Below are 12577 nucleotides of genomic sequence, written 5' to 3' on the forward strand. Positions count from 1 at the left end.
GCCGGGCCCGGACGCCAGGGGATTTCGCCCTCCGGGCCGCGGCGCCCCCGGCCTGCGACGTCCCGCGCCCCGCGCCCGGTCGGGGCGGGCGCGGCGGTCAGCGGCGCAGCAGCACCCGCCGGGTGGCGCGGGCCAGGCGGACCGCCGGCCGCGCGGACCACGGCACCGGACCCGACCGCTCCCGCCACCACCGGCGCAGCTCGTGCCGGGCCCGGGGGTCCCGCGGCCGGCCGCCGCGCAGCAGGTGCCCGGCGAAGTCCAGCGCGTCCCGGCGGTAGCCGCCGGTCATCGGGCGGCCGTGGGCGTAGGCGAGGAAGGCCGGCCGGTACTCCCCGCCGAGGATCTCCGGCAGTTCGGGCGCGACCTTGGCCACGACGTCCGCCCGCTTCCCGGCGAGTGCCCGCGCCTGCACCCGCAGCCGCACCCGGTCGAACCCTTCCGGCGCCGGCGTCCCGGCGACCAGCGCGGACAGCAGCGCGGCCTGGGCGAGCCCGAGCCGCTCACGGACGGAGCCGTCCGGGGCGGACTCCTCGCCCGCGGGGGCGGGCGTCCCGGGGGAGGCGGGGGCGCGCTCCCGGACGCGCCGGGGAGTTCCGGCCGGCCCGGCGGGTTCCCCGGCCGACGCGCGGCCCTTCGCCACGGCCTCCCCGATCGCCCTCATCTCCCCCTCCAGCTCGGCCGGTTCGGGGAAGTTCTCGTCCCGTTCCAGGAGCACGCCCGGCAGGTCGGCGCGGGACGCGAGGTCGGTGAGGATGCCCAGGACCGGCTCGGGCACGGGGTGGGCGTGGCTGTCGTGCCAGACGCCGTCGCGTTCGAAGCCGCCCGCGACATGGACGTAGGCGATGGCCTCCAGCGGCAGTTCGGCGAGCGCCTCGGCCGGGTCCTCGCCGCGGTTGACGTGGTTGGTGTGCAGGTTCGTTACGTCGATGAGGAGCCGCACCCCGGTCCGGTCGGCCAGCTCGTACAGGAACTGGCCCTCCGTCATCTCCTCGCCGGGCCAGGAGAACAGCGCGGCGATGTTCTCCACGGCGAGCGGCACGGGCAGCGCGTCCTGCGCGATGCGCACGTTCTCGCACAGCACGTCGAGGGCGTCCCGGGTGCGCGGCACCGGCAGCAGGTGTCCGGCCTCCAGCCGCGGGGAGGCGGTCAGCGGGCCGCCCGCCCGCACGAACGCGATGTGCTCGGTGACCAGGGGGGAGCCCAGCGCCTCGGCCCGCTCGGCCAGCGCCCTCAGCCGCCCCGCGTCGGGCCGGTCCGCGCCGCCGAGGCCGAGCGCGACGCCGTGCGGCACGACGGTCACGCCGCGCTCGCGCAGCCGCAGCAGCGACTCGGGCAGATGGCCGGGGCAGACGTTCTCGGCCACGACCTCGACCCAGTCGATGCCCGGCATGCGCTCCACGGCGTCCGCGATCTCCGGCCGCCACCCGATGCCCGTGCCCAGTCGCTCCATCGTCGCCCCCTCCTCCACCCGGCCGCTCGCTCACCCGGACCCCCCGGGGCGTCCCCGCGGGACGTGACGGGGATATGGCCCCGCGGTGCGCGGCCGAACCCCCTCACGGACACGTTCAGAGCAACATTTGAGGTTCCGGGAAGCCCGCCGCCGGTCCGGCCCGGCGGGACGGGGCCCGGCCCGCCGCGGGAGGGTGCGCGCGGCGGCCGTGGGGCGCCGCGGGGCGCCCGGAAGGGGGCACGGACCCGGACGGCGCGAACGCGCCTACCGCAGCGCGGGATGGTCCGCGACGACCGTGCAGGAGCCCGGCGCGATCTCCGTGAAGCCCGCGTCCCGCACCAGCGGCAGCCCGGCGGCGGTCAGGCCGGGCCAGCGCGCGGGATCCGCGGTGCGCACGGCGAGGGGGAAGCCCGCGTCGCGCCAGGCGGCGCGCTCCTCGCCGGACAGCTCCCACCAGGCGAGCTGGGCCCCGTGGCCCGCCTGCGCCATCGCCTTGCCGGCCGACATCTCCAGCTCGGGGTTCAGCCACAGCACGGGCGCGGACGGGTCCGCCGCCGGCGGCGGCTCGGGGTCGTCGAGGTCGGTGCCGGAGACCTGCAGCCGGGCCAGGTCCCTGGGCCAGCCGTCCAGCGGGACCGGGGGGAAGACCCGCACCTCGGCCGTCTTGCCGGTGACCGTGATCCCGGGCAGCGCCTCGGCGCGCCGCCACTCGGCGCCGCGCGCCCGCCGCACCACCTTGCGGATCCGGGCGTCCTGCCAGTCCCGCACGGCCCCGGCCCAGACGCCGTCGCCCGCCGACCGCTCGTCGGCGAGCAGCACCAGCACGGCGCGGGCCGCGGTCTCCAGCGCGTCGGTACGGGCCGGCGGGGCCGCCCGCTCGATCCGTACGACCAGCGGGAGGACGAACTGGGGGGCCCGGTCGCGGGGGTCGGGTTCGGTCCGGAAAGGGCTGTCGCTCACGGATGCAGGGTACGGGACCGGCCCGGTCTCACCCCGAGCAGGCCGTGCGCTGGGCCTCCTGCCACTCGCAGACCGGGCAGAGGGTGATCCCCCGGTACGACTCCGGATACTCCGTCGGCTCCCGGCACAGCACGCACTCCGCGTACGGCGGCCCGTCGGCCCTGGGCGGTGGTTCGACCTCGGTGATGAGGCAGTAGTCCTCGCTCATGCCTCCAGCCTAGGACCACCGCCGGCCGCGGCGCGGTCAGCTCCGGCCGGCGGTGGTGCCGACCAGCTCGGACACCCTGACGAACCGGAAGCCCTGCCGGCGCAGTTCCGGCACGACGGTCCGCACGGCCCGCTCGGTCGCCGGGGCGGCGCTGCGGGTGCAGTGCAGGACGACCACGGAGCCCGGCCGCACCCCGTCCAGCACCTGCCGGGCCACCGCGTCCGCGTCCGTCGCGAACGCGTCCCCGCTCACCACGTCCCACTGCACGGCGGTGACGCCGGTGGCGGTCAGCTCCCGCAGGGCCCGCCGGTCGTAGCAGCCGCCGGGGAAGCGGAAGTACGGCTTGGGATCGGGCACGCCCGCCTTCCGGAACGCCGCGTAGGCCCGCTCGACGTCGGCCCGCATCCGGCTGCGGGGCATGGTGGGCAGGCCGTAGCAGTCGCCGGTGAAGGCGTGGTGGCTGTAGGAGTGGTTGGCGACCTCGAAGAGCGGGTCCCGCCCGATGGACCGGGCCTGGCCCGGGTACTCCTCGGCCCACCGGCCCGTCATGAACACCGTGGCCGGCACCCTCAGCTCCCGCAGCGCCGCGATCAGGCCCGGGTTGTCGAACCGCTCGCCCGCCGCGGCCCGCGCTCCCTGCCCGGCGGTCATGTCGGCGTCGAAGGTGAGGGCGACGGCCTTTCCCCCGGTGCGCGGACCGTGCCGGAAGACGGGGGTGAGGCCCGCGGGGCCGGGGGCGAGGGTGGGAACCCGCGTCGGGACGGCGGACGGCGCGGCGGAGGCCGGCGCGGCGGAGGCCGGGCGGGGCGCGCGGGGCGCCTGGACGGTGCCGCAGGCGGCGAGAGCGGCGCTCAGCAGACAGGCGGCGGCGACACGTCGTGCACGTGTGATCACCGTACGAACGTACGGTGGTGTGCCGGACGGGACGGCCGGCGCGCCGGGGCGCCGGCCGCGCGGTCACCCGTCCGGCGGTGCGCCGCCCCCGCGCCCGCCGCCCGCCGTCAGATGTCCCGCCGCTCCAGCGGCCGCGTCGCCGGCCCCTGGATCACCTTGCCGTCCGTGTCGAAGCGGGAGCCGTGGCAGGGGCACTCCCAGGCGCGTTCGGCGGCGTTGAAGTCGACCAGGCAGCCGAGGTGGGTGCAGCGCGCGGAGACGGCGTGCAGGGCGCCGTCGTCGTCCCGGTAGACCGCCACGCGCCGGCCGTCGACCCGGACGACGGCGCCCTCGCCGGGCGACAGGGCGTCCACCGGCGGCGCGGGCCTGAGCCGGTCGCCGACGAAGTGACCGGCGACCTTGGCCTGCGTCATGAGGAACTGCGGCGCCTCGCGCACCGTCGTGCGCAGCCGGCGCGGGTCGTACAGCTCGCTCCACGCGCACGGCTCGCCGGTGATCAGCGCGGTGAGCAGCCGGCCCGCCATCACGCCGCCGCTCATGCCCCAGCCGCCGAAGCCGGTGGCCACGTAGGTGTGCCGGGCGCCCGGGTGCAGCGGGCCGACCAGGGGCACGGTGTCGGTGGGGTCGTTGTCCTGCGTGGCCCAGGCGTGGGTGAGCTCGACGCCGGGGAAGTGCTCGCCGGCCCAGGCGGACAGCTTCTCGAAGCGGGCGCGGGTGTCGCCGGTGCCGGGCGTGAAGTGCTCCCCGGTGATCACCAGCAGCCGCCGGGTGCCGTCGGTGCCGTGGGGCGCGGTGCGGACCGAGCGGGTGCCCTCGTCCGGGGTGATGTACATGCCGCCCGGGTCGCGGTCCGCCTCGACGGTCCCGGCGACCACCAGCTCGCGGCGCGGGGAGAGCCGGGTGAACAGCAGGGCCCGGTCGAAGACCGGGTAGTGCGTGGCGACCACGACGTCCCGGGCGGTCACCGTCGCCCCCGTGCCGGTCGACACCCGGCACGGCTCGCCCTCGTCCAGGCCGTGCACGGTGGTGTGCTCGAAGACCCGCCCGCCGCGGCGGACCAGGTCGTCGGTGAGGGCCAGCAGGTACTTGCGCGGATGGAACTGCGCCTGCCCGGTGACCTCGACCGCGCCCGCCACGGGGAACGGCAGTCCCGTCTCCGTCACGAACGAGGCCGGCAGGCCCGCCTCCCGGGCGGCGGCCGCCTCGGCGCGCAGCTCGTCCACCCGGCCCGCGTCGCACGCGTAGGTGTAGGCGCTGCGGCGCTCCCAGTCGCAGTCGATGCCGAGTTCCGCCACGATCCCGGCGGCGCGCTCGACCGCCTCGGACTGCGAACGGGCGTACAGGCGGGCGCCCTCGGGGCCGCGGGTGCGCCGCAGCTTGTCGTAGACCAGGCCGTGCAGGGCGGTGAACTTGGCGGTGGTGTGGCCGGTGACGCCGGCCGCGATCCGCCCGGCCTCCAGCACGGCCACGCTCCGCCCGGCCCGCGCCAGCTCCCACGCCGTGCTCAGTCCGGCGATGCCGCCGCCGATCACGGCCACGTCGACGTCGAGGTCGTCCTCCAGCGCGGGGTACGTGCCGCCGGGGGCGGTCTGGAGCCAGTACGAGCCGTTGACGCGCGGGGTGTCTGCCATACGGCCCGGGTACCCCGTGGCGCCCGGACCTCACCGGGCGCGGCCGGGCCCCGCCGTCGCCCTCCCGCCCGCCTGCCGCGCGCCGCCGTGCACGCGCGCCGGGAGCGCGCGTCCGACGCCGCGCGGCCCGCCCCGCGGGCGGAGGCGGGAGGGCGACGACCGGGCCTAGCGGCGGCGCCAGGGGCCCGTCACCGCGAACGTCGTCCCGGGCGCGTAGCAGTTGAGGTACATCGTCCGCCCGTCGGGGGAGAAGGTGACGCCGGCGAACTCGCCCCACTCCGGGTCCGCGGCGCCGCCCGCCGCGATCGCCTGGCGGTTGCGGGCCATCGCGTACACCTCGCCGTGCCGGGTGACGCCGAAGACGTGCTGGGCGCCGGCGCCGTCCTCGCAGACCATCAGGCCGCCGCCGGCGGCGAGGCAGATGTTGTCCGGGGCCTCGCCGGGCAGCCGGACGTCGGTGTCCGGGCCGAAGACGACCACCAGGGTCAGGCGGCGCCGGTCCGGGTCGTACCGCCAGACCTGCCCGTGGTGGTCGGCCTGCGACCCCTCCGCGCTGCGGGCGAAGGACGACACGAAGTACACCGACCGTCCGCCCCAGTAGCAGCCCTCCAGCTTCTGCGCGTGCGTGATGCCCCTCGGGCCGAAGTCCTGCAGCCGGACGGGGGTCCGGGCGGCCCGCGGGTCCGGCACGTCGGCCCACTCGACGCCGTCGAAGCGGGCGCCGGGCTCCTGGACGCAGGACAGGTCGGGTACGCCGGGCACCCGCATCGCCTGCAGCCGGCCGCCCGCGCGCAGCGAGCCGGGGCCGCCCAGCGGCTTGTCCGGCAGGAAGCGGTAGAACAGGCCGAAGGGACGCTGGAAGGCGTCCTCGGTCTCGTACACCACGCCCCGCTGCGGGTCGACGGCGACCGCCTCGTGCGGGAAGCGGCCCAGCGCGGTCAGCGGGACCGCTCCGGTGCGGCGCGGGTCGGCCGGGTCGACCTCGAAGACGAAGCCGTGGTCCTCGGCGTAGCCGGCGGTGCCGGCCCGGTCCTCGGTCTCCTCACAGGTCAGCCAGGTGCCCCACGGGGTGGGCCCGCCCGCGCAGTTGACGGCCGTGCCGGCGATCGCGACCCGCTCCGACAGGACGCGGCCGCGCGAGTCCAGGGTCAGTGCCGTGCAGCCGCCCTTGGCCGCCGGGTCGTAGGTGAGGCCGTCGACCGGCGGGACCGGGAACCGGGCGTCGGCGCGGTTCTCGTGGTTGCGGACGAGGTGGACCCGGCCGTGTCCGCCCGCGAAGGCCGACATGCCGTCGTGGTGGGAGGGCACCGGGCCCTCGCCGGAGCGGAGCGGGTCGCCCTCACGGGAGAGCACCCGGTAGCGGAAGCCCTCCGGAAGGTCGAGCAGCCCGTCCGGGTCCGGCACGAGCGGGCCGTAGCCGGTGTGGCCCAGGTCCTGGGCGGCGGCGGTGCCGGCGAAGAGCTCGGACAGGGCCCCGGTGAAGACGATGCCCGCTCCCAGGGCACCGGTGCGGGCGAGCAGCTGACGTCGGGTCGTGGCACGACCGGTCTCTGTCATGGAACGGCCTTCCTGCTGGCGGACAGGAACTGTGACCCGCCGTGTCTATCACCCGCCGCCCGGTGCGGGAACCATGCGGAAGGCGCCCGTCACCCGGCGATGCGCCCCGGCGGCGTCTCCTGGCCCTTCTCCAGGAAGCGCAGCAGCTCCACCGGGATGGGCAGCACCAGTGTGGAGTTCTTCTCCGCCGCCACCGCCATCACCGTCTGCAGCAGCCGCAGCTGGAGCGCGGACGGCGTGTCGGACATCGCCTGCGCGGCCTCCGCCAGCTTCTTCGACGCCTGGTACTCGGCGTCGGCGTTGATGATCCGGGCGCGCCGCTCGCGGTCGGCCTCGGCCTGCCGAGCCATGGACCGCTTCATGGTGTCCGGCAGCGACACGTCCTTGATCTCCACACGGTCGATCTGCACGCCCCAGCCGATCGCCGGGCTGTCGATCATCAGCTCCAGGCCCTGGTTGAGCTTCTCGCGGTTGGACAGCAGGTCGTCCAGGTCGCTCTTGCCGATGATCGAGCGCAGCGAGGTCTGCGCCATCTGGGAGACCGCGAAGCGGTAGTCCTCGACGTTGACGATCGCCGCCGCCGCGTCGACGACCTTGAAGTAGACGACCGCGTCGACCCGCACGGTGACGTTGTCGCGGGTGATGCCCTCCTGGGCGGGGACGGGCAGCGTCACGATCTGCATGTTGACCTTGCGCAGCCGGTCCACGGCGGGGACGATCAGCGTGAAGCCGGGCCGGCGGGCATCGCCGTGCAGACGTCCGAGGCGGAAGACCACCCCGCGCTCGTACTGCTTGACGACCCGCGCCGCCGCGGCCGCGTACAGCACGCCCGCGGAGCCGGTCGCCACCGCCGCCGTCAGCAGCTCCTGGAGCATGACGACCTCCCGTCCAGAGGTCCGTTATGTGTGTTCCTGTCACGATATGCCCGATGCCCGGTCCGGGGCCATGCCCCGGACCGGGCGACAGGAACGGACGGCGGGGACGCCGGCGTCAGACCGCCGTGACCTTCGGCGGCTCGGCGACCTTCGCCCGCTCGGTGGCCTTCGGCGGTTCCGTGACCTTCACGGGGACCGTGCCGACCATGCTGTGCCGCTCGGCCCAGTCCTCCAGGGCCGTCCGGCAGGCGTGGTCGAGGTGGTGCAGCCCGGACAGGTCCAGCTCGACGGGCCGGTCCTGGGGCAGCGCCTCCAGGCTGTCCAGGATCCTCGGCAGCCGGAGGAAGGTCGCGTTGCCCGACAGGTGCGCCTGGACGGGTCCGGCGCCCTTGTCGACGATCTCCAGCTTGACGTGCGAGGCCTCCCAGGCGGTCTTGATCACCGCAAGCGCCAGACCGATGAGCACGCCCTCGAACATGTTCACCGCGACGATCGACACGGCGGTGACCACCAGGATCAGCGCCTCACCGCGGTGCGACCGCCACAGCGCGGCGACGCTGCGGAACGGGATCAGCTTCCACCCCGCGTGGACCAGGATGCCCGCCAGCGCCGGCAGGGGTATCAGCGCCAGCGCGGCCGGCAGCAGCGCCGCGAACAGCAGCAGCCACACGCCGTGCAGCACCCGGGACGCCTTGGTCCGCGCGCCGGCCCCGACATTGGCGGAGCTGCGCACGATCACCGCGGTCATCGGCAGCGCGCCCAGCACGCCGCAGACGGCGTTGCCCGCGCCCTGCGCCATCAGCTCCTTGTCGTACTGGGTGCGCGGACCGTCGTGCAGCCGGTCCACCGCGGCGGCGCTGAACAGCGACTCGGCGGAGGCGATCAGGGTGAAGGCGAGAATGGTGCCGATCAGAGCCGGGCTGGCCAGCTCCCCGAAGGCGTCCAGGCCGGGCGGCTGGATGGCGCCCAGCAGGCCGTGCACCTCGACGGTGGCGACCGGCAGGCTGAACGCGAGCGTGGCCAGCGTCGCCAGGACCACCGCGGCGAGCGCGCCGGGCACCGTCTGCGCCGCCTTCGGCAGCTTCTTCCACAGCACCACCACCGCGATGGTGCCCGCGCCGATGGCGAGCGAGGCGAGCGCCGCGGTGCTGCCGAGGGCGTCGACGGTGGCCCCGGGCAGCCCCAGGATCTTGTCGATGCCGGAGGCGGGGGCCTCCAGCCCGGCCGCCGCGTACAGCTGACCGGCGATGATCACCAGGCCGATTCCGGCCAGCATGCCCTCGACCACCGAGACGGATATCGCCCGGAACCAGCGCCCCAGTTTCAGGGCGCCCATGACGAGCTGGAGCAGTCCGGCGACCAGCACGATGACCCCGAGCGCGGGCAGCCCGAACTCGCTGACGGCCTCGAAGACCAGCACGGTCAGGCCGGCGGCCGGCCCGGACACCTGCAGGCTGCTGCCCGGCAGCAGACCGGTGACGATGCCGCCCACGATGCCGGTGACCAGGCCGAGTTCGGCCGGGACGCCGGAGGCGACGGCGACGCCCACGCACAGCGGCACGGCGACCAGGAACACGACGATGGAGGCGGTGAAGTCCTGCCTCAGGTAAGGGAACTTGCTCATCGCGTCCCTCACAGCGCCTCGAAGGAGTCGGTCTGCGCGCGGTGTTCCCGCACGGCTCCGGTGTGCACCTCGTAGTACCAGCCGCGCAGCCGGAGCCGGCCGTCGGCCAGCCGCTGCTCGACGCACGGGTAGGACCGCAGCCGCAGCAGCTGGGTCAGGACGTGGTTCTGCACGGCCTCGGCGACCGTCGGGTCGTTCGCGTCGGACGCCTTGGGGTCCTCCGCGGCGTGCGCGAGCCAGTCGCGCACGGCGGGCACGGCGGCGAGGTCGTCGCCGCGCACCAGCGCGCCGACGGCACCGCAGTGGGAGTGGCCGCAGACCACGATGTCGCCGACGCCGAGCACCTCCACCGCGTACTCGATGGTGGCCGCCTCGCCGGTGGGGGTGCCGGAGCCGTACGGCGGGACGATGTTGCCCGCGGTGCGCAGCTCGAACAGCTGGCCGGGGCGGGCGCCCGTGATCAGGGCCGGTACGACCCGGGAGTCGGAGCAGGTGATGAACAGGACCTCGGGCGACTGGCCTTCGGCCAGTTTGGCGAACTCCTCAGGGCGCTGTCCGAACGTGCGGGCGTTGTCGATGAGGGGCTGCATAGGGGATTTCCTCCTGGCGCGCCAGTGGGGGGCGCGTCGGGCCAACAGGACAGAGGTGGGGGGACTGCTCTGCTGCTCAGCAGCGGAACACCTGCAGGGCGGCCGGGGAGTGGGCGGCCGGCCGTCTGGGTGTGCTGTCGTACGCGGCGTGGGGTGCGGCCGGTTCGGGTGCGGCCGGGGCGCACGGCCCGGGCAGCGGGCGGTCGGGCGACTCGGCCGCGCAGTCGGTGGTGCGGTGCCGGTCGCGGACGCGCAGGGGACCGGTCGGATCCCCGAGGGTGCCGGATTTCTGGCAGTTCGCGTGCTCGTCGCGCTGGGCCTTCGCGGAGGGGTTCGCTCCGGGCTCGGCCAGGGTGCGACTCGTCGTGTGCGCGGATGCGAAGGACGCGGTGAGGGAGGAGAACTGGAGGGAGAACAGGACGACGGCGAGGAACGCGACCGCGATCCGGACTGTCGTGCCTCGCATCCTGCCCCTCCCTCCAGGAAGTTCACACCGTTTAGCGCGCACCAACGCTTGGTCAACGGATGGTCAAGAAACACCTTAGCCCGGCAAAGTCGTTTGCAGGGTTAACTGGACGTTTCAAGCTGAAGAGAGCCTGAAAACCGCACCTGACGCGGCGTGAAAACGCCCTTGCGGAGAGGGAGTCCGTGAGTTATCGGGGCCCGGTCACCGGGGTTCGACGAGGTGCCGGGCGTCCCGGGCGAGCGCGGTGAGCCGGGAGATCGCCCGGAAGTACTTCTTGCGGTAGCCGCCCCTGAGCATCTCCTCGGAGAACAGCTGGTCGAAGGGCAGACCGGAGGCCAGGACCGGTACCTCGCGGTCGTAGAGCCGGTCGGCGAGGACGACGAGCCGCAGCGCCGTCGACTGGTCGGGCACCGGCCGCACGCCGGTGAGGCAGACGGCCCGCACGCCGTCGGTCAGGGCGCCGTACCGGCTGGGGTGGACGCGGGCGAGGTGCTCCAGGAGCTGCGGGAAGGCGTCGAGGGAGGCGCCCCGGGTGGCGTGCGCCGCCCGTGTCACCTGCTCGTCGGAGAACGGCGCCGGCGCCTCGGGCAGACCGCGGTGGCGGTAGTCCTCGCCGTCGATGCGCAGGGTGCGGAAGTGGGCCGACAGGCCCTGGATCTCGCGCAGGAAGTCGGCCGCCGCGAACCGGCCCTCGCCGAGCTTGCCGGGCAGCGTGTTGGAGGTGGCGGCGAGCGCGACACCCGCGTCGACGAGCTTGCCGAGCAGGGTGGAGACCAGGACGGTGTCGCCCGGGTCGTCCAGCTCGAACTCGTCGATGCACAGCAGCCGGTGGCCGGAGAGCGTCCGCACGGTCTGCTGGAAGCCGAGGGCGCCGACCAGGTTGGTCAGCTCCACGAACGTGCCGAACGCCTTGCGGGCGGGCTCGGCGTCGGTGGCGTGCCACAGGGAGGCCAGCAGGTGGGTCTTGCCGACGCCGTAGCCGCCGTCGAGGTAGACGCCGCGGGGGCCGGAGGGGGCCTTCCTCGGCGCCTTCCCGAAGCCGAACAGCCGCCGCCTGCCGGATCCCGCGGCCGGCGCGCCGCCCAGCCCGGCCGCGAACTCCTCCAGGACGCGCACGGCCTCGGACTGGCTGGGCTGGTTCGGGTCCGGGAGGTAGGTGGCGAAGCGCACCGAGTCGAAGCGCGGCGGCGGCACCATCTCGGCCACCAGCCGCTCTGCGGGGACGTGCGGCTCACGGGCGCACAGGGACAGCGGAGCGGTGTCGGCTGTCGGGGTCGGTCCGGAGGCGGCGGAGGAGGTCGGCACGGTTCCCCATGCTAAGCGCCGTGCCACACTGCACGACATGCGACGCCTGTTCCCTGTGACCGACGAGACAGCAGCCGGCGCCCCGGCTCCGGGGGCCGGTGGGCCCTCCGGGGCTCCCGAGCCTTCCGGGGCGACCGCGGCGCCGGAGGCGTACGGGACCGCCGGCGCCGCCGAACCGAACGGTTTCGGCCACGCGGACCGCGAGTGGAGCCTCGGCGAACTGGCCGCCGCCTACGCCTACCCCGACCCCGGACCCGGCGGGCGGCCGTGGCTGCGGGCCAACATGGTGTCCACGCTCGACGGGGCCGCGCAGCACGAGGGCCGCTCGCAGCCCATCTCCGGCGCCGCCGACATGCGGATCTTCGGCACGCTGCGGGCGCTGGCGGACGTGGTCGTCGTCGGCGCGGAGACGGTGCGCCAGGAGGGGTACCGGCCGGCCCGCGCGCGGGCCGAGTTCGCGGCGGCGCGCAAGGCGGCCGGCCAGGGCCCGGCCCCGGCGATCGCGGTGGTCACCGCCGGCCTGGAGCTGGACTTCGGTCTGCCGCTGTTCACCTCGCCGCTGGTGCCCACGCTGGTCCTCACGGGCGCCGCGGCGCCTCCGGACCGCGTCGCGGCGGCGGAGAAGGCGGGCGCCCGGGTGGTGGTCGCCGGCGACGGCACCGGCGTGGACCCCGCCCGCGCCGTCCGGGCCCTCGCCGGGCTCGGCCACACCCGGCTGCTGACCGAGGGCGGCCCGCGGCTGCTCGGGCAGCTGGTGGCGGCGGACGTGCTCGACGAGCTCTGCCTGACCGTCTCGCCCCTGCTCGCCGCGGGCGGCGCGCAGCGCATCGCGGGCGGGCCGTCCCTCGCCGTGCCGCGGCGGTTCGCCCTGGTGTCCCTGCTGGAGGAGGAGGGTTTCCTCTTCGGCCGGTACCGGAGGGCGTGAGCGGAACCGGCCCGGATATACGTCCGGTCGGTACCGCGCGCCTGTGCGCCCGGTCGGTGCCGCACCTCCCGGAAACGGCGGAATCTACCGCT

12 protein-coding genes are annotated in these 12577 nt (G+C 75.4%); 1 reads left to right on the forward strand and 11 read right to left on the reverse strand.

The features are described from left to right. Positions 1-97 precede the first annotated feature (97 nt). The 11 genes from ACIBAI_RS15295 to zapE form a co-directional block, all read right to left on the reverse strand. Positions 98-1450, reverse strand: a complete 1353-nt coding sequence (locus ACIBAI_RS15295) for a DUF692 domain-containing protein (protein WP_399034343.1) — start codon at positions 1448-1450, stop codon at positions 98-100. A 264-nt stretch (positions 1451-1714) separates the two neighbouring features. Continuing rightward, positions 1715-2410 (reverse strand): peptidyl-tRNA hydrolase, encoded by a 696-nt coding sequence (locus tag ACIBAI_RS15300; RefSeq protein WP_399034345.1) that lies wholly within the window; start codon positions 2408-2410, stop codon positions 1715-1717. A gap of 28 nt (positions 2411-2438) precedes the next feature. Further along, complete coding sequence (locus ACIBAI_RS15305; protein ID WP_399034347.1) at positions 2439-2618, reverse strand: hypothetical protein; 180 nt, start codon at positions 2616-2618, stop codon at positions 2439-2441. 36 nt (positions 2619-2654) lie between these two features. Then, on the reverse strand, positions 2655-3512 hold the full coding sequence (locus ACIBAI_RS15310) for a polysaccharide deacetylase family protein (RefSeq protein WP_399034349.1): 858 nt from the start codon (positions 3510-3512) through the stop codon (positions 2655-2657). Between the two features lie 107 nt (positions 3513-3619). Next, a complete protein-coding gene (locus tag ACIBAI_RS15315; RefSeq protein ID WP_399034352.1) occupies positions 3620-5143 on the reverse strand; it encodes an FAD-dependent oxidoreductase in 1524 nt (507 codons plus the stop codon). A 165-nt stretch (positions 5144-5308) separates the two neighbouring features. Beyond that, on the reverse strand, positions 5309-6700 hold the full coding sequence (locus ACIBAI_RS15320; protein ID WP_399034353.1) for an alkaline phosphatase PhoX: 1392 nt from the start codon (positions 6698-6700) through the stop codon (positions 5309-5311). An 89-nt stretch (positions 6701-6789) separates the two neighbouring features. Beyond that, positions 6790-7575: a slipin family protein gene (locus ACIBAI_RS15325; protein WP_399034355.1), complete on the reverse strand. Its 786-nt coding sequence runs from the start codon at positions 7573-7575 to the stop codon at positions 6790-6792. Positions 7576-7690: 115 nt separating this feature from the next. Continuing rightward, positions 7691-9199, reverse strand: a complete 1509-nt coding sequence (locus ACIBAI_RS15330; protein WP_399034357.1) for a SulP family inorganic anion transporter — start codon at positions 9197-9199, stop codon at positions 7691-7693. An 8-nt stretch (positions 9200-9207) separates the two neighbouring features. Continuing rightward, complete coding sequence (locus ACIBAI_RS15335; protein ID WP_399034359.1) at positions 9208-9789, reverse strand: carbonic anhydrase; 582 nt, start codon at positions 9787-9789, stop codon at positions 9208-9210. A gap of 76 nt (positions 9790-9865) precedes the next feature. After that, positions 9866-10255 (reverse strand): hypothetical protein, encoded by a 390-nt coding sequence (locus ACIBAI_RS15340; RefSeq protein ID WP_344600259.1) that lies wholly within the window; start codon positions 10253-10255, stop codon positions 9866-9868. 201 nt (positions 10256-10456) lie between these two features. After that, positions 10457-11560 carry a cell division protein ZapE gene (zapE, locus tag ACIBAI_RS15345; protein WP_399034361.1) on the reverse strand — a complete coding sequence of 368 codons (1104 nt, stop codon included), beginning with the start codon at positions 11558-11560 and terminating at the stop codon, positions 10457-10459. 37 nt (positions 11561-11597) lie between these two features. Between zapE and ACIBAI_RS15350 the strand changes: the two genes are divergently transcribed. Continuing rightward, positions 11598-12485 (forward strand): pyrimidine reductase family protein, encoded by an 888-nt coding sequence (locus tag ACIBAI_RS15350; protein ID WP_399034363.1) that lies wholly within the window; start codon positions 11598-11600, stop codon positions 12483-12485. The last annotated feature ends 92 nt before the right edge of the window (positions 12486-12577 follow it).

It is taken from the genome of Streptomyces sp. NPDC051041 (assembly GCF_044456065.1).
GTDB lineage: Bacteria > Actinomycetota > Actinomycetes > Streptomycetales > Streptomycetaceae > Streptomyces > Streptomyces glaucus.